Here is an 18,874-nt window from a genome sequence, read left to right as displayed (position 1 = left end):
TCTTACTTCTGTTCAGTATGAATATACTTTAGTATACCATAGAAAAACGCGATTCTCACCGATAAGGGAGAACCGCGTTTTATAATTTATAATTCTAATTTAGTTTTATCATGTATTCTAATACTTTGTACGCAAAAACTTAGTAATTAAAGCCAAACAGATATTTTATTCGCTAATTATCTTATGAACTAGTTTCTACATTTACTCGATACCAAATACTCGTTTACCATTATTAAAAGCAATTTCACAAAACTCATCTACATCGAGCCCTTTAAGGCTTGCAATTTCTTCTGCCACAAACTGAGTTTTACTTGGATCATTACGACGGCCTCTAAATGGTGGTGGTGTCAAATACGGTGAATCGGTTTCAATGAGGATTCGTTCTAATGGCACTTGTCTTGCCACTTCCTTAAGATTTGTAGACTTAGGAAATACTACAGGACCTGCAAAGGAAATATAAAAGCCCATTTTAATGGCTTCTTTTGCCATCTCCCAGCTACCAGAATAGCAATGGAAAATGCCCCAGTTATCCTTCCCTTCATTGCGCAAGATATTCATAATATCACCATGTGCATCGCGGTCATGGATAATAATCGGGAGATCTACTTCACGAGCAAGCTCTAACTGACGAATAAATACGCGTTTTTGTGTTTCACGGTCAGAAAAATCATAGTAATAATCTAGTCCAATTTCACCAATAGCACGTACCTTATCATTGTTAAGAGCTTGTTCCTTATAAAACTCGTAGTCTTCTTCTGTGAAGTCCTTTGATTCATGGGGATGAGTCCCTACAGCAGCATATAATTGATCGTACTGTTTAGCCAAAGCTAAACCAGACTCAACGGTACCTCTATCAACACCAGGAATCATAATATATTCTACACCTGTATCAAAGCAGGCTTGTAACATCTCATTACGATCATTATCAAAGCGCCCATCATTCACATGAGCATGTGTATCAAAAAGTTTCATTATTTAACCACACTTCCTGCCGGTAATGATTCGATATTTGTTACCTCTAAATGTTCTTCCCAATCAGAGGCGGACAAAATCATACCATAAGACTCAATGCCCATCATCTTTTTAGGAGCCAAGTTAGACAAATAGATTACCTTTTTACCAACCATAGTCTCCGGTTCATAATATTGGGAAATACCACTTAATACGGTGCGTTCTTCAATACCGATATCCAATACAAATTTCAACAACTTTTTGGACTTAGGCACCTTTTCACAGCTTATAACTTTAGCTACACGAAGATCGAGTTTCTCAAAGTCATCATAGGTAATATTTTCTTTTAATGGTGGAATATTAGATGTATCTACAGCTTCTTCAACTTTTTCTGTAACAACTACATCTACCATTTCAGGAACTTCAAAACGTGGATAGATAGGCTCACCTTTTACAACCTTAGTACCTGTTGCCAATAATCCCCAAGTTTTAGCATCTTCCAACGTAGCCGCTTCAAAACCTGTAAGCCCTAATTGTTCCCAGATTTTTGGAGCTCCTACAGGAATTACAGGGCTTACCAAGATGGCAATGATACGCAATGCCTCTGCCAAGTGATACATAGCAGATTGCAAGCGCGCTTTATCATGCGCATCTTCAGATTTAGCCAATACCCAAGGCATTGTTTCATCAATGTATTTATTCATGCGACCAATAAAAGCCCATACAGTTTTGATAGCTTTATTAAGCTCCATATTTTCCATCGCCGCTTCAAAATCTTTTGCAGTTTGAACAGCTAATGTAGATACATCACGGTCCAAATCGTCCATATCATCGCATTTTGTAATCACACCACCATGGTATTTTTCAATCATCGCAATAGTACGGTTTAATAAATTACCTAAATCATTAGATAAATCTGCATTAATTTTTGTAACGAAGTTAGGTAACGTAAAGTTGCCGTCATTACCTAGCGTAATCTCGCTTAATAAGTAATAACGCAAAGAATCTGCACCATATGTATCAATCAATGGGATTGGATCGATTACGTTCCCCAAGGATTTACTCATCTTTGTACCATCTACAATCATCCAACCGTGTCCAAATACCTTTTTTGGTAATGGCAACTCAAGGCTCATGAGCATCATAGGCCAAATAATTGTATGGAAACGTACGATTTCCTTACCTACTAAATGAAGATCTGCAGGCCAGTATTTTTTATATAGTTCACCATCACCATCAAATGGAGAAAGGGCACTAATATAGTTCACTAATGCATCGAACCAAACATATACTACATGTTTAGGATCAAATGGAACCTTGATTCCCCAATCAAAGGATGTACGAGACACCGCCAAGTCTTCTAGACCTTGCTTTACAAATTGAATCATCTCATTGCGACGAGATTCAGGCTGAATAAAGTCAGGATTCTCTTCAATAAACTTAAGCCATTGATCCGTATATTTACCGAGTTTGAAGAAATAACTTTCCTCTTTAACACGCTCTACAGGGCGACCGCAATCCGGACAAGTATGATTAGGTCCTAGCTTCTGCTCTGTCCAAAAAGTTTCGTCTGGTGTACAATACCAGCCTTCATATTCGGCTTTGTAAATATCGCCCTTCTCATAAGCTTTTGTAAATAACGCTTGAACAACCTTTTCATGACGTTCATCGGTAGTCCGAATAAAATCGTCATTGGAAATATGCATTTTTTCCCACAATGCTTTAAAACCATTTACAATATTTGTAGTATATTCTAGAGGAGTAATGCCTTGTGCTTCTGCAGCACGTTGGATTTTTTGGCCATGTTCATCTGAACCAGTCAAAAAACGTACATCATAACCAGCCAATCGCTTAAAACGAGCAATCGTATCTGCTACAGATGTACAATACGTATGACCAATGTGCAACTTAGCACTTGGATAATAAATAGGTGTCGTAATATAATACGTTTTCTTTGTGTCTCCCATGATGAGCCTCCTTCTAACCTTCGAATGGGAAGGTTTAACGTTCTACAATATTATATACATCCCGGCGGGAAACGTTAAAACGCTTTGCCACCTGGCGAATAGCTTCTTTTTTAGGTACCCCTGTATCTACAAGGGCTTGCACAGCATCTTCATAAGATACTGGTTCATCCAACACTTCACTAGTATCAGACTCCACTGTATCAGCACCGCCTACGATAAGGACGAATTCACCTTTATAGGTGAGCTGTTCTAAATCCTTTACAAGGCTTTCTAGATCGGTGCGTACAAAGGTTTCAAACTTCTTCGTCAATTCCCTTGCCACCGTTATAGAGCGATTACCAAAGACTTCATACATATCTTGTAAAACCTCTTGTAGTCGATGCGGGGCTTCGTAAAACAGCAAGGTTCCCGTCACTTGTGAAAGTCTTTTTAATTCTTCAATACGATGTTTTCCCCGTTTAGGCAAGAACCCTGCAAAGGTAAAGGATTTAGTATCTAAACCTGATGCAATAAGTGCTGTTAACGCCGCATTGGCTCCTGGTAATGGAACTACAGTTATGCCTTCTTCAATGGCCTTTGTTACAAGGTCTGCCCCTGGATCAGAAATAGCAGGCATACCCGCATCACTAACGCAAGCAATCGACTGACCTTCTAACAAAAGCTCCAAAATATAAGCACCTTTTTCCTCCTTATTATGTTCATGATAAGAAATCAAAGGCTTTTTAATATCAAAATGTTTTAACAATATGCCCGTATGACGCGTATCCTCAGCCGCAATAGCATCTACCTCACCCAAAATACGAACAGATCGATACGTCATATCTTCTAAATTACCAATCGGTGTAGGCACCAAGTATAAGGTGCCCCATTCATTATCGTTCATACCAAGAGGACACCTCCTTCGTGTACACATTCGTTTTTTTGTAAACGATGAGTGGTGGCTCAAGTACAAGACCTGCCTGACCTTGAAAAATAGACTCTATCAAAACTAATTTTGCTGGTTTATCTAGCATACCATGAACAAACCGAATTCGTTTTGCTTGAAAGTTAAACCTTTCTAGTTCATGTAATACATATTGCAAGCGACTAGCACTATAAATCATCCACAAACGACCTTTATATTTAATAAAGGACTGTACCGCTTTCAGAACATCACATAAAGTTGTATGTCCATCATGAAGTGCTAAATTACGCTCTTCAGATGTAGGCTTTGCACCGCTTTCACAATCATAAAAAGGGGGATTAACAATAACACCATCAAAAGGCTTATCTTGTATATCGCGATATGTCATATGTCGATAATCGCCACATAATATATTTACCACATCTTGTTTACGATTATGTTCTACGCTACGCTTAGCCAACTCAACGAGAGTTTCATTAATTTCTATACCTGTAATATGACCTGCCCCTAATGACGTACCTATAAGCGGCATAACCCCTGACCCCGTTCCAAGATCAACATAGGTATGACGACCATTAAAACGACAAAAATGAATGAGTGCTATGGCGTCAAAGGAAAAGCGAAACATATCAGAACGCTGATAAATCTGTAAGCCATCGATAATTAAATCATCAAGTCGTTCTTGATCATTCATCAGGCAATGCCACCTCGGACCATTTCAAATCGATAGTACGGCCCGCTTCGAGCTGTACCTTTACAGTATGCTTATGATGATTTACCTTTAAAACTTTACCAATACCTTCATCGGTAACAACCTCCTTACCAATGCCAGGAGGTGCTATATCTTGAGGAGATTGAGGGCGTTCCTTCTTCACATATAGGTCGCCACCTTTTTTATATAAATCATCTTCATAGTTAAGACAACACATCAATCGACCACATACACCAGAAATCTTCGTAGGATTTAAGCTCAAATTTTGATCCTTTGCCATGCGAATCGATACAGGCGTAAAGTCACCTAAGAAATTTGAACAACACAAAGGTCGACCACAAGCACCGATACCATTTAGTACTTTAGCCTCATCACGGACACCTACTTGGCGTAACTCGATGCGCGTTCTAAATATAGTTGCCAAATCTTTAACGAGCTCACGGAAGTCAATACGGCCATCTGCAGTAAAGAAGAATATAATCTTATTCATATCAAATGTGTATTCCACATTGATAAGTTTCATCGGTAACTTGCGTTTTTCAATTTTTTCGAGACAAATTTCAAAGGCTTTTTCTTCGCGCTCTTTATTCTTCTCGATTTGTTTCAAATCCTTAGACGTCACCTGTCTAATAACAGGCTTCACAGGGGCAACAACAGAATCTTCATAGACCTCTTTAGGTCCAATCACAACTGTGCCGTATTCTACACCACGTGCTGTTTCAACGATAACTCCATCCCCAACGGATAGTTCTAATTGTTCAGGCTGAAAATAATAAATCTTTCCCGCCTTTTTAAAGCGTACGCCAACTATGGTTAGCATTTAATCCTCCTCCCGAGCATCATGAAGGGCGATACTAAGACCGTCCACCACGAGAGCGGTTTTTATATGTAAGCGCAAAGCCCGTTCTGCTTGCAATGTTTCAGTAACAACCTCTGACAATGCTTGCATGGACCAGCGCGGTAATAATCGTAATAATTGAGTTTTGTACATAGGTACTTGTAATTGCGTGTCTTGAGCCCCCATTTTAAGAGCCATCATATCTCTACTTACAAGGCGTAGCCAGCGCATCAATTCCGTTAGGCTTTCACGAGATAAGCTTTCACAAGCTAAGGAAATCATAGTAAACCATCGCGTTTCAAAAGCTAATATATCCATCACCTTAACGGCTAACTCTAGCATTTCAATGCGACCTTGTGTCGTCAGTTTTTCCACCAATTGTGGATTACCATGACCAGCTAATAAAGCCTGTTCTATATCACCGGTAATTCCACGCGCTATAAGAGCGGTGCGAATCGTATCTACATCAACACTGTTAAAACCAACTCCCATACATCTAGAAATGATGGTAGGCAATACGGTGTTAATCTTGTTCGTAATAATGATGAAGTACACCTGTTCAGGTGGCTCCTCAATGGTTTTTAGCATAGCATTTGCCATAACTGCATTGGCTGTGTGAAAGTCCTCCACAATGACAACGCGGTTCCCATTGCCCGCCACAGACAGATGATCTTGTAATAATGAATACCACTGCTCTACCTTTAAGGTTGTTTTCATAGGGCGAATCCAAAAGGCATCACCCTTATCCATATAGATAGATAATCCTTCGGCTTCGATACGTTTTTCCGTATCCCCATTTGCTAAACGGGCTTCCTTAACCTCTGCTAAATAAGATTCCCCCTTAGGTTGAGAGAATACTTGACGTCCTAGTAATAAAGACGCTAGGCCTATGGCCATATCTAGCTTGCCAAGACCAGATTCGCCATAAAACAAGAGACTATGAGGTAAAGCATTACGACTTACAAGTTCAGATAGGTGTGCCTTAATCGAATCTTGACCAATTATAGAATCAAAATATGTCATAGCGCCTCCTATCAATACATGCTCAATATTAATATTATATAGGAAAAAGGCGACTTTTAAAAGAGTCGCCTTTTTCTAAGGTAGTAGATTTTCTACTACACTATATACATCATTATGAATTTCTTCAATAGTACGTAATGTATACTGACTAGATTTAGCTTTATCCACACAAGGTATGCGGTGCCATTGATAACGCTTTACTAATTCTTCATACGCATCGTGGACGGCTGCTAAATATGCATGATTCCCTTCGTGAATATCACCAGTATTGCCCCCAGTTTTACCAGTGCGCTCCGCCATAAGGGCTTCGCTCACTTCAAGGGGCATATCCAAAAGGCACACCGCATCAGGTTTAGGCAAGCCAAATTTTTGGAACTCAAAATCTTCAAGCCAATCTAAAAATTCAGTGCGTTCCTTCGGATCATCGTATTTTACCATTTGGTGCACCATGTTAGACGTTGTATAACGATCTGCAATGATGATACCCCCATTTTTATAAAATTGCTCCCAATCAGTTCTAAAGGAAGCAAATCGATCGATGGCATACATAGAGCTTGCCACATAAGGACTTACATCATGTACATCTTTACCAAATTCACCAGCTAAATACATTTTAATAGGCATAGCGGCGCCACTATCATAGTTTGGAAAGCTCACAGACTTAACGGCATGCCCTTCTTTGGTTAAGCGTTCTACTAAGAGTTTAGTTTGTGTAGCCTTACCGCTGCCATCTCCACCTTCTAATATAATCAAAGTCCCCATAATTACTCCTGTAATACCCAAATCGTTTCCAATGTCATATCATCAGCACCATTCGGTACAAAACCTAAAGCCTTGCGATTCTCTATATATTGTAACACAGAGGCACTAATCTCTTCACCTACTGCTACACAGGGAATACCCGGTGGATAATAAGCAATTGTCTCCCCTGCAATGCGATGAAGTGCTTCTTTTAAAGGTACTTGCTCACGATTTGCATACATAGCATTACGAGGGGTTATGCGCACAATAGGCGCTGGCAGCAGCGCAGAATCTTTACTAATGTCTTGCAATTGCTCTTCCTCTGTTTTATTAAATTCTTTAAATGCACGTAACACCTTTTCACTTACAGCTTGTACAGCCTTAATAAGAGCAGTTACAGACTCTTTTGTATCACCTATGGTAATGAGCACTAGCACATGATGAGCTTGTACTAACTCCACCTCAATATGATGTTCTCGTAACATCCGTTCAAATTCTACACCTGTGAGCCCTAATTCTTTAGCATCAATCAGCACCTTAGTACAATCATAATTTATTACTCGCTCTTGAATATCCGTGTATTCCATAGCAGCAATACCAGAAATTTTATTGAGTTCCTCACGTAAGTACATACTCAACTCTACTGCACGACTTACTAAATCATTACCTGCTGTGGCTAATTGATGGCGCGCCATATCTAAGGAAGCAAGGAAAATATAGTTTGGACTCGTACTTTGTAACATTTGATGCATTTGCGTAATACGCCGCTTATCAATTTTTTTACCTTGCCCTAATAGCCAAGATGTTTGTGTCAAAGAGCCAACAGATTTATGTGTACTTTGAGCCACCAAATCTGCTCCAGCCTCTGTAGCTTCTATAGGTAAACTTTCAGAAAACGGCAAATGAGGCCCATGAGCTTCATCAACAAGTACAATAAGTTCCCGCTTATGAGCCTCTTGTATGATATTAACAATATCTATGCCCACGCCATAATAGTTTGGATACACTAAAAGAATCGCCTTTGCCTCTGGATGTGCATCCATTGATTTGATAGCATTTTCTAATGATACTCCTAGTGGAATCCCCCAGCGTTCATCAAAATCACAGCCCATATATACTGGTTTGGCTCCTGAGAGAACAAGTCCACTAATAACAGAACGATGTGCTTCTCGAGGAATGATAATGGTTTCATCAGGCCCTACAGTGCCCATGATCATGGCTTCGATCAAAGCTGTAGTACCATTAATAGAAAACCAACAACAATCAGCTCCATATAATTCGGCTGTTAAGTCTTGCGCTTCTTTTAATTCCCGTTCAGGTTCATGTAAATCATCTAAAGCATACATAACACCTAAGTCATAGGATAACGCTGGCCCCATCCAATTCTTTAACAGTTGAGGTGCTTCAACACCTATCTTATGACCTGGCGTATGAAAGGGCACAAAATGTTGTTCTTTATATGATTCTAAAGCCTCTACAAAAGGCATTTTTTCTTGATTACTCATATGTACCTCGTAAAAAGGGCATGAATCTCAATGAGACTCATGCCCTTATGCATGTATTTATCGCCGTGGACGACGTTTAGGATTGAATTGATTCATGCCTTTATCAATACCTACCTCTAAGGTGCCTAATACGGCTTTTACCGTATCCTTAATACCTTTTTGTACCTTCTCTTGCGACTCTTCACTAAATGGTGCTAAAACGTGATCAATGACAGTCCATTGTGGCAATGGACGTCCAATTCCTACGCGGAAACGAGGAAAATTTTCTGTTCCTATATGGGAAATTAAAGATTTAATCCCATTATGTCCACCTGAACTACCATTTGGTCGAATACGCAACTTACCTATAGGTAAATCCATGTCATCATAGATACAATACACATCAGATGGATCAATTTTATAGTACCGCATTAACGGTCCTACAGACTCACCACTTAGATTCATAAATGTTTGCGGCTTTACAAGTAATACTTTCTCACCATCTACGGTAATACTGCATACCTCAGCACGTTGCTCCTCTCTCCAAGGCGTGTGAGGGACACTATCGGCTATGGCATCAATAACCATAAATCCAATATTATGTTTTGTCTTTTCGTATTGCTTGCCGGGGTTACCGAGGCCTACTACTAATTTCAAGAATCACCTATTATTTATCAAATAAATTACTTACAGACACTTCATGGAAGATACGCATAATTGCTTCACCCAACAATGGAGCTACGGATAATTGCGTAATATTTGGTAAGTTGCAATTTTCCGGCAATGGAATAGTATTAGTAACGATAAGTTCCTTAATATTGGAATTTGCAATTCGTTCACTTGCCGGATCTGTCAACACTGCATGTGTAACAGCGGCGGTAACGGATTTAGCACCGAATTCTTCCAATGCTTTAGCACCTTCAACCAAGGATCCAGCCGTATCTACGATATCATCGATAATAATACAGTTTTTACCTGCCACATCACCGATGAGATTCATAACTTTAGCCACACCTGGTTCAGGGCGTTTTTTCTCAATGATTGCAATCGGTGCACCAATGCGGTCAGCCAAATCACGAGCTCTTGTAACACCGCCAAGGTCAGGAGATACAACGATAACATCTTCCATATTTTTTTCATTAATGTATTTAGCCAAAATAGATGCGCCAAACAAATGATCTACAGGCACATCAAAGAAACCTTGAATTTGGCCTGCATGCAAATCAATTGTTACAAGACGTGTAATACCTGCCGTTTGCATCAAATTAGCTACTAATTTAGCTGTAATCGGCTCACGACCACGAGTCTTACGGTCTTGGCGAGCATAGCCATAGTAAGGTACTACTGCAGTGATATGACGTGCAGAAGCGCGTTTTAACGCGTCAGCCATAACCATGAGTTCCATTAAATTATCATTTACAGGATAGCTAGTTGGTTGAATGATAAATACATCTTTGCCACGTACGCTTTCATCAATCATTATTTGTACTTCGCCATTGTTAAAACGACCTACAAATGCTTCACCTAAAGGCAACCCTAAATAATCACAAATTTCCTTTGCCAATGCAGGATTTGCATTACCTGTGAAAATCTTGAGTTTTTTGCCGTCTTCAAATGCCATTTTGTTACCCTTTCATTTGCTCCTATACTGGTTACTTATCCATAATCTATACATTACAGATACACACTATTGCCTTTTTATTGTATACTATTTTGACCTAATTGTGTTAAAAAATATGAGATTTTTTTTATTTCTTTTTGAAAGTATCCTCTGTTACCCAATTTTCTTTCACAATTTGCTTACTGCGCCCTACAGCCAAGGCCTTATCTGGTACATTTTTAGTAATAGTAGAGCCCGCACCTACATAGCTATAATTACCTACTGTTACAGGGGCAACTAAGTTACTATTACAACCAACAAATGCACCATCACCAATAGTCGTACGATGCTTAACTTTCCCATCATAATTCACGGTAATAGTGCCACAGCCAATATTAACACCGGCCCCAACATCACTATCACCGATATAGGAGAGATGTGGGAACTTAGTACCTTCCCCAACATTAGAGTTTTTAACTTCTACAAAGTTACCTACATGAACCTTGTTACCTAAAACTGTATTTGGACGCAAATGGACATATGGACCTACATCTACACCGTCTTTTACTTCACAGTCATGACCATAAGTAAAGTGGATAATCGTATCATTGCCGACTTTTACATTCGTCAAACGAGTGTGTGGTCCAATTTCACAACGCTCACCAATCACGGTATCACCTTCAAGAATTGTACCAGGATGCAAAATTGTATCTGCACCTACTGTTACCTCAGGAGCCACATAGGTATTTTCAGGATCAATAATTGTTACGCCAGCAGTCATTAACTCAACATTTTTACGATGTTTTAATATAGCTTCAGCCTCTGCTAATTGCAAACGTGAGTTTACACCTAAAGATTCTTCAAAATCCTTAGTCATGTATGCACTTACCTTGTCGCCACCATTTACGAGAATACCAACTACATCAGTAATATACAATTCACCTTGGGCATTATCATCAGATAATTGATCTAAGCAAGGCCATAATTTTTTACTATCAAAAGCGTACATACCTGTATTTACTTCTTGAACCGCTAATTCTTCAGGTTTACCATCTTTCTGTTCTACGATACGAACTACAGAACCCGCTTCATTACGAATGATACGTCCATAACCAGTTGGATTCGGCATATGAGCAGTTAAGATTGTAGCTGCTGCACCGGAATTTTTATGTTCTTCTAAAAGTGCTTCTAAACTTTCTTTTGTAACCAGGGGAGTATCACCGCATAACAATAAGATTGTACCATCATAATCACCAAGTACTGGTTGAGCCATCTTAACTGCATGACCTGTACCATTTTGTTCTTCTTGACGAACAAATTCAGCACGCTCTCCCAAGTAATTTTGTACTGCATCGCCACCAAAACCAACGATAACAACATCGCGATTGGTACCAATGGATTGAACCGTTTCAAGAACGCGTTCTACCATCGCCTTACCGCCGACCTTGTGTAACACTTTTGGCAATTTAGACTTCATACGCGTGCCCTTACCAGCAGCTAAAATAAGGCTTGCAATATTCATAGTAATCTCCTATCTGTTATCTCTTATATCTCTAAACCATTTTAAATATTATTTACGTCATTATTTAGCCCATAGGTCAATACTCAATATAAACCATTATATCAGCCTATAATCTTCCTAATATTAATGATTTACTCTGCATCTAACACAGGCTCTATACTAATTTTCTTTGTATTTTCATCGATACCATAAAAAGTAAATAGTGATTCATAATCATCGATCAACTTCGGACTTGGTTCAGCTGTAGCTACAAGAACACCTGTGCCAACAACGACGCCACTCATTTCAAGAACTAATTCTTTAAGCCCCTTAGCGGTACCGCCAGCTTTCATAAAGTCATCGATAATTAACACTTTCGCATTTGGAGGAATTGCCCGTTTAGTTAGAGTCATAGTTTGAATGCGCCCAGAGGAACCTGTTACATAATTGATACTAATAGCAGAACCTTCTGTTACCTTACTATCACGTCTAGCAATAACAAGTGGTTTATTGAAAGCTCTCGCTACCATTACAGCCAAAGGAATCCCCTTTGTTTCTACAGTCAAAATATAGTCTGGTTCACGGTCCACAAAACGAGTCATAATAATCTCACCCAGACGTGTCATTACATGCCAATCATATAAGATATCAGACATATAAATAAAACCACCTGGAATGATGCGATCTGGCTCCATTAAACGAGCTTGCACATCGCGTAGAATATCGTTCGCTTGTATTCCCTTGCGATGCGGAATAAATCGTACCCCACCAGCTACACCGGCCACCGTTTCTAAGGTCCCCAGTTGAAAGTGTTCCATAGACTGCCTTACACATGTTAAATCTTCACTAACCGTTGATTTAGCCATGCCAAAAAAGTCGCAAAAGTAATTTAAAGGAATCAATTTTTGCGGTGAATCAACTAACAGTTTTGTCATTGCCACCATTCGTTCTACGCGCCGTACTTTATCCATAGGATTATCCTTTACCATTCATCATATAACTATTAAGTATGCTTATTAATTTAACATCATGAGTCATCATCATATATCTATTATTTATTATACCATATTTTCCGAATATTCGAGGTTTTGAATACATTATAATTCGGTAAAAGAAAAACTCTCTAGCATGTTATACAAGAATATGATTGTAGTCTATACATCTATCATATAATCATATAAAACTAGAGAGTTATCATTATAAAATATAAACCTTTACAGATTGACGTCCAAACTGCAATGCTTCTGCACGAGAATCAAAGGCTAAATCAATGCGATGCCCTTTAATAGCACCACCTACATCGTCAGCTACAGCATAGCCATAACCTTCAATATATAATCGCGTTCCCAAAGGAATTAATTTAGGGTCTACAGATACAAGTCCCTTCCGTAGACGACTGCCTGTAGCTGTATATTTTCCGTTGCCAGGATCTTGAGATGAATAGCCACTAGCCTCCATCGTTAAAACTTTAGAGTATTTATTAGGCACTCCATTATGATCGCGTTCTGTGCCATGTCCACCATAACGAGTCTCCATCTTTTCTAAAGCATTCATCGTAGCAGGACCAACACGACCATCTACAGCGAGCCCTTTAGATTTTTGAAATTTTCGAACAGCTTGTTCTGTATTATGACCGTAAATGCCATCTATAGAATCATGTAAAAAACCTTGATGCTTTAACATGGTTTGCACCTTACTAACGTGATGCCCTCGTTGCCCCCGATCAATAGTTTTTGCTAATGATACAGAGGATACCATTACAATCATACAAACAAGCGTACATGCAATAATTATTTTTTTTATCATATACACCTCACCTTACATTAAGTAGTATACTATACAGTTTTAAATAATCTATAAACCATAAAAGTTCTATTAATATCAATAATTCATATATATTAAATTATAGTTATAGTATAGTTTTAAGGGTGTATTACATATATATCATAAAATTATAAGATACCAATGAAAATCTCCATTATATCCTGCAAGAATATTCGCTTAGATTACTTCTAAAGTCGGAAATACTCTTCAGTCTATAATGGAGATTTAATAGTTTTATTCAATTTTAGCAGTTATGGTATACACCAATATGACATTCTTTTCGGTTTGCACCAACAAGTCTTAAGAAGATGTAGCCGAATAATGCAGAGATTAATGAGCCAAGTATAACGCCACCTTTTGCCATTTCTTGAGCGTGACCGGGTTCAAATGCCAAGATAGATACGAAGATACTCATTGTAAAGCCTATACCACATACAATCGCAGTACCATATACATGCTTCCAATTAGCTTCTGTCGGCATTGGTACAAGGCCACATTTCACCATCGCAAATACTGCACCAAAAATACCTATTTGTTTCCCTATAATAAGGCCTAATGCAACACCAAGCACTACAGGATGCGTTAAGTCATTAACAGATACATTACGTAAATCTACACCAGCATTAAAGAATGCAAATATTGGTACAATTAAAAAACTAACCCAATTGGACAATAAATGTTCCCAATGTTGCATTGGGCGAACATACTTACGGCCTCGTTTGCCTTTTGAAGGAATTGTCATAGCTAAGATTACACCAGCCATAGTTGCATGTAAACCAGATTTTAATACACAATACCAAAGGATAAACCCTAGAATGATATATGGTAAAGGTCGTACATATCCTTGCTTATTACAATAGATTAAAGCAGCTACAACTACGACAGCTGCACCTAAATACATCATGTGAATACTTGACGCATAGAAGATTGCAATTACGATGATAGCAATCAAATCATCTATAACGGCAAGAGCTGTTAGAAATACTTTCATTGAATTCGGTACTCTAGAGCCTAATGCAGATATAATACCGATGGAAAATGCAATATCCGTAGCAGTTGGTATTGCCCAACCATGTATATATTCAGAATGAAAACCTGCAATTAAGTAGTAGATAAAAGCGGGCGTTAGAACACCAAATAATGCGGCAATGCCTGGCATCACACGCTTAGCATTAGTATTAAGCTCACCTGATACTAATTCACGCTTAACTTCGAGACCTACAAAAAGGAAGAAGATTGCCATCAATGCATCATTAACCCATTCTAAAATTGTTAGATTACCTATATGGTGATTAACGATTTGAAAGTATTGTTCAGATGATGGAGAGTTCGCTAAAATTAAAGCGAGTACTGTTGCTCCTAGGAGTACAGATGTAGCTGCACCTGGAGAACGTAAGAAAACAAAAATGCGTTCCATTTGAATCCTTTCTATACTTACAAAAGATTATTTTATTAAATTTTACCACGCATCTTGCGTATTTGATAAGCTAAAATTAGGACAATCGCACCTAGCAAGCCTGCCGTGATTGATCCTATAAAGATACCTACCTTAGCCATTTCTTGTGTTATACCTGGTGGGAAAGCCAGTGTAGCAACAAAAAGGCTCATAGTAAAGCCAATACCACACAAAATAGCTGTCCCATAAATTTCAGGCCACGTCGTTTTTGTAGGCATCTTAATTGCCTTAGATTGAACCAAAATGTAGACGGCAGAGAATATACCTAATTGTTTTCCTAAGATTAAACCGAATGAAACACCTATGATTACAGGATGGAATAAATTATCTATGGAAAAATCAGCAAAGGATACACCAGCATTTAAAAAACTAAATAATGGTATAATTAAGAAGTTTACCCAATTGCGTAAAGCATGGGCCCATTCTTCCATAGGATATACTACCTTATCTATAACTTTACCTTTAAAAGGAATTGTCATAGCCAGTACAACACCAGCAATGGTAGCATGCACACCAGATTTTAAAACTAAATACCAAAGAACTAATCCTAGAACACAATACGGAAGTGGTCTTAAATAGCCTTGCTTATTAGTATAAATCAGTAAACCAGTTACAGCCGCAGCAGCTATTAAATCCATAAAATTAACGCCTGCCCCATAAAAGAGAGCAATAACGACTATGGCAATCAAGTCGTCAATAATAGCTAATGCAGCTAGAAAGGCTTTCATCGCTGTAGATACCTTATTACCAAGCATTGTAATAACGCCTATAGCAAAAGCGATATCTGTAGCGGTAGGAATCCCCCAACCATGTCTATATTCTGGCATATATCCAGCCGCAAAATAATACACAATAGCTGGCGTAATAACACCTGCAAATGCGGCTAATACGGGAAGCACACGTTTCGCCTTCGTATCAAGCTCCCCAGAAATCATTTCCTTCTTGATCTCTATACCAACATAAAGGAAAAAAAGAGCCATTAAGGCATCATTTACCCACTCCAGTATAGTCATTGGACCAAGGTGTATTTGCATGACTGCAAAATACTGTGCTGCAATCGGTGAGTTCGCCACAAGAACGCCTAAAATAGCAGCGGACAGCAAGGATATCCCACCAGCAGACTCTGACTGGAAAAATGCTTTTATAAAATTCATAATAACTACCACTTTCTGAGTCATAAATAATAATACGTATTTTTATGTATATAAAAACAACTATATTTATTATTATATCATTTCAGTTCGAAAATAATCAATATTGTTTACTTTCTTTAAGTAAAGAGATAAAAAATACAATAAGTGATACAGTTAAACAAATAGCAGCAATCGTATTCATAACAGGATTTTGCCAAAGTGGTAGAAGCAATCCTATAAGAACAGATATACTACAAAATAATGGTGTACGCCAAATATGCTTTTCCTCTACCGATACTTTAGATAGAATTACATCTGATTTTTTATACTTTCTAATAATAGTCATCATAAGTCCAGTCACGATACCAATAATGAGAACAATATCCCATATAGCCCACAATATCTTCAGAGCCATCGTATTATGATTATGAATATGTAGGTTAATCATAGTCGTCATACCTGTAAAATACCATGGAACTGCTTTAGTAGAAAATCTATCATTACTAGAATCGACATACAAGTTAGCATATACAGGCTGTCCAAGAAACATAGCTGGATCATCATCATTTTCTGCACCTAAATAAAATGCATAATGGTAATTGTTAAACTTAGATGGATAATCCATAGAAATAACTTGTCGATCTGGATATACTTTCATTATACGAGAAATTGCTTCTGATGGTTGCAATATTTCAGATTGTCCAATCGAAAGTTCCTGTTTAGCATTATGAAGTACATCGGCATTATAGTTATCATTTGCAATAAAAAAGCCCCCAATCCATACACCTGTTATACATAATATAAATCCCCAGACCGTTGCAACTATTGAGAATTCACGATGTAATACACCTATTTTCATTTTCTTAGATAAAACAGAGGCTTTAGAATAACTTTTACGAAATGGACCATATAAAAAAATCCCTGAAATAATAGTGAGACTACATAAAAATGATAAGAATGTTACAATATATATGCCAATTTTACCTAAATCTAATCGTGTATGTAATTGATGAAGAGTATGTAACATACTACGAATCCAAGGATGTACAGGAGGCTCATTATGTGAAGTAATCAGTTCTTTAGATATAGGATTATATAAAACATAATCCCCACCCATTCCCATGCGAGCTGGAGGTGCTACCGTAGCCGTAGATTCAATAATACGATACCGTAAAATATGTGTAGCCCCCATAGCAGGGGATATATTCAAAATATCTTTTGATGGATATTTCTGTTTAACAAGTAGTGCCCCCTGATCAGCATACTTAAATATAGATTCTTCATGTTCATTCATCGACATTATAGCTGATGAATGATGTATTGTTCCACCTTGAGCCCATGCATTTAACTCAGTTCGAAACATGAGTACTAATCCTGTAATACAAAACATTAAGAAGAAAATTAAGGAAATGATAGATAACCATTTATGAACTTTATATACTTTTGACATACGAATTCCTCCTTTTCTATTATTTTATACATCTAGATTGAAAGTAATTCAATACATTTACTACTATAGGTATAATCATAGATATATCTATGATTACTTGAATGTATATGTAAATATATGATACAATATTTACATCGTGCGGGCGTAGTTCATCGGTAGAATGCGAGCTTCCCAAGCTTGAGAGGAGGGTTCGATTCCCTTCGCCCGCTCCATATAATTTGTGATGTAATGTATATCACAAATTATATGCAAAATATTATAATATATATACTTTTTGTATTGTTTTTTAAGGAGATATCCATGAAATTAAGTGCAAGAAATCAATTAAAAGGTACTATCGTTGAGATCCAAGAAGGCGCTGTAAATGCAATCGTAAAAATCAACGTAGGTAATAATAATATTGTTACTGCTGACATTACTATTCAATCCGTTAAAGAATTAGGCTTAGCAGTTGGCAAAGAAGTTGTCGCTGTTATCAAATCCACTAGCGTAATGGTTGGTGTAGAATAATAAAGAATTAGAGCTGCTTAGGCAGCTCTTTTTTTGTATATATATTAAATTCCTAATAAGTTGTTATTAATATATAGGCTCTATGATTTTGTGATCATGGGGCTTGTTATTTACATAAATATGGAGTTGCTCAACTAGTTTACGGTTCGATACCATTGGTGCTGCGCACCGCGGTATCGATTAGATAAAGTTTATTTACATATATTTAAAGTAGCTCAACTGCTTTACGGTTCGGTAACATTGGCACGTTGTGCCTCGTTACCGTATGGATTAGTTAGATACTACCATTAGCCGCGGCTTCCTATCAATCCTCACTGTGGATTTCCCTTCTCTGCTTCGCAGCTCGGTAAATCTTACGTTCGGAAGCACTCATATGGTTCGGCTGCGTCGCTTAGCTCTAAGACCTCTTCGGTTGCCCTACTTGCTTCCTCACTGTGGATTTTCCTTCTTTGCTTCGCAGCTCGGTAAATCTTACGTTCGGAAGAAAGCGATGCAGTGAATCTGTCGTCGTTTCACTCCTCCATCTTCTACTGCCCTGCTTTTCCCAGGGCCGTCTTACACGGACACGTACATAGATACAACCTCTACAACCTTGGCTGGAGGCTGCTCTAGTAGGGTTAGCTAGTCGAAGACTAGCAAAAAGAAAAAGGCCTACCTTTAGGTAGACCTTTTTCTTTTAGTCAATCAGCGGCTTCCTATCCTCCCAGGCCGTCTCCAGCCAAGTACTTTCGGCGTTTATGAGCTTAACTACTGTGTTCGAGATGGGAACAGGTGGATCCT

Annotated in this window: 17 protein-coding genes, 1 tRNA gene and 1 rRNA gene; 2 read left to right on the top strand and 17 right to left on the bottom strand. The window is 38.2% G+C overall.

The window, feature by feature from the left end; genetic code table 11:
• Positions 1-201: 201 nt before the first annotated feature.
• From E7B10_RS00095 to E7B10_RS00020, 16 genes are all read right to left on the bottom strand, one after another.
• Positions 202-972 (bottom strand): TatD family hydrolase, encoded by a 771-nt coding sequence (locus E7B10_RS00095; protein ID WP_004693274.1) that lies wholly within the window; start codon positions 970-972, stop codon positions 202-204.
• Positions 972-2,918: a methionine--tRNA ligase gene (gene metG / locus E7B10_RS00090; protein WP_278472433.1), complete on the bottom strand. Its 1,947-nt coding sequence runs from the start codon at positions 2,916-2,918 to the stop codon at positions 972-974. The genes E7B10_RS00095 and metG overlap by 1 nt, the downstream gene beginning before the upstream one ends.
• A gap of 34 nt (positions 2,919-2,952) precedes the next feature.
• Complete coding sequence (gene rsmI, locus E7B10_RS00085) at positions 2,953-3,801, bottom strand: 16S rRNA (cytidine(1402)-2'-O)-methyltransferase (protein ID WP_205112270.1); 849 nt, start codon at positions 3,799-3,801, stop codon at positions 2,953-2,955.
• The gene (locus tag E7B10_RS00080; RefSeq protein ID WP_058948402.1) at positions 3,791-4,516 is read right to left on the bottom strand and encodes a tRNA1(Val) (adenine(37)-N6)-methyltransferase; all 726 of its coding nucleotides are present in this window, start codon (positions 4,514-4,516) and stop codon (positions 3,791-3,793) included. The genes rsmI and E7B10_RS00080 overlap by 11 nt, the downstream gene beginning before the upstream one ends.
• On the bottom strand, positions 4,509-5,354 hold the full coding sequence (locus E7B10_RS00075) for a stage 0 sporulation family protein (protein ID WP_278470014.1): 846 nt from the start codon (positions 5,352-5,354) through the stop codon (positions 4,509-4,511). The genes E7B10_RS00080 and E7B10_RS00075 overlap by 8 nt, the downstream gene beginning before the upstream one ends.
• Entirely contained in the window at positions 5,355-6,395 is a 1,041-nt protein-coding gene (locus E7B10_RS00070) for a hypothetical protein (protein WP_287510759.1), read from the bottom strand. It lies immediately after the preceding gene.
• Positions 6,396-6,470: 75 nt separating this feature from the next.
• Positions 6,471-7,157, bottom strand: a complete 687-nt coding sequence (locus E7B10_RS00065; RefSeq protein WP_287510760.1) for a thymidylate kinase — start codon at positions 7,155-7,157, stop codon at positions 6,471-6,473.
• Between the two features lie 2 nt (positions 7,158-7,159).
• Positions 7,160-8,641, bottom strand: a complete 1,482-nt coding sequence (locus tag E7B10_RS00060; RefSeq protein WP_004697178.1) for an aminotransferase class I/II-fold pyridoxal phosphate-dependent enzyme — start codon at positions 8,639-8,641, stop codon at positions 7,160-7,162.
• Between the two features lie 57 nt (positions 8,642-8,698).
• Positions 8,699-9,277 carry an aminoacyl-tRNA hydrolase gene (gene pth / locus E7B10_RS00055; RefSeq protein ID WP_004693256.1) on the bottom strand — a complete coding sequence of 193 codons (579 nt, stop codon included), beginning with the start codon at positions 9,275-9,277 and terminating at the stop codon, positions 8,699-8,701.
• A gap of 10 nt (positions 9,278-9,287) precedes the next feature.
• Complete coding sequence (locus tag E7B10_RS00050; protein ID WP_004693255.1) at positions 9,288-10,241, bottom strand: ribose-phosphate pyrophosphokinase; 954 nt, start codon at positions 10,239-10,241, stop codon at positions 9,288-9,290.
• Positions 10,242-10,368: 127 nt separating this feature from the next.
• The gene (gene glmU, locus E7B10_RS00045) at positions 10,369-11,742 is read right to left on the bottom strand and encodes a bifunctional UDP-N-acetylglucosamine diphosphorylase/glucosamine-1-phosphate N-acetyltransferase GlmU (RefSeq protein ID WP_077708284.1); all 1,374 of its coding nucleotides are present in this window, start codon (positions 11,740-11,742) and stop codon (positions 10,369-10,371) included.
• 131 nt (positions 11,743-11,873) lie between these two features.
• Positions 11,874-12,692, bottom strand: coding sequence for a pur operon repressor (gene purR / locus E7B10_RS00040; protein WP_004697116.1), 819 nt, complete (start codon positions 12,690-12,692; stop codon positions 11,874-11,876).
• Positions 12,693-12,918: 226 nt separating this feature from the next.
• On the bottom strand, positions 12,919-13,527 hold the full coding sequence (locus tag E7B10_RS00035) for a peptidoglycan-binding protein (RefSeq protein ID WP_024060198.1): 609 nt from the start codon (positions 13,525-13,527) through the stop codon (positions 12,919-12,921).
• Between the two features lie 262 nt (positions 13,528-13,789).
• Positions 13,790-14,962 carry a Na+/H+ antiporter NhaA gene (gene nhaA, locus E7B10_RS00030; protein ID WP_024060197.1) on the bottom strand — a complete coding sequence of 391 codons (1,173 nt, stop codon included), beginning with the start codon at positions 14,960-14,962 and terminating at the stop codon, positions 13,790-13,792.
• A gap of 35 nt (positions 14,963-14,997) precedes the next feature.
• The gene (gene nhaA / locus E7B10_RS00025) at positions 14,998-16,155 is read right to left on the bottom strand and encodes a Na+/H+ antiporter NhaA (RefSeq protein ID WP_004693243.1); all 1,158 of its coding nucleotides are present in this window, start codon (positions 16,153-16,155) and stop codon (positions 14,998-15,000) included.
• Between the two features lie 97 nt (positions 16,156-16,252).
• Entirely contained in the window at positions 16,253-17,584 is a 1,332-nt protein-coding gene (locus E7B10_RS00020; RefSeq protein WP_008600513.1) for a PepSY domain-containing protein, read from the bottom strand.
• Between the two features lie 138 nt (positions 17,585-17,722).
• On the opposite strand from E7B10_RS00020, the gene E7B10_RS00015 reads away from it, so the two are divergent.
• Positions 17,723-17,796 (top strand) — tRNA-Gly (locus E7B10_RS00015).
• Positions 17,797-17,884: 88 nt separating this feature from the next.
• Complete coding sequence (locus tag E7B10_RS00010; protein ID WP_004693239.1) at positions 17,885-18,094, top strand: molybdopterin-binding protein; 210 nt, start codon at positions 17,885-17,887, stop codon at positions 18,092-18,094.
• Positions 18,095-18,776: 682 nt separating this feature from the next.
• Here E7B10_RS00010 and rrf read toward each other — a convergent pair.
• A 5S ribosomal RNA gene (gene rrf, locus E7B10_RS00005) occupies positions 18,777-18,874 on the bottom strand; the annotation flags it as partial.

The sequence above is a fragment of the Veillonella sp. genome (genome assembly GCF_032470285.1).
In the GTDB taxonomy this organism is placed as follows: domain Bacteria; phylum Bacillota; class Negativicutes; order Veillonellales; family Veillonellaceae; genus Veillonella.
This window is presented reverse-complemented; position numbering and strand designations above follow the sequence as displayed.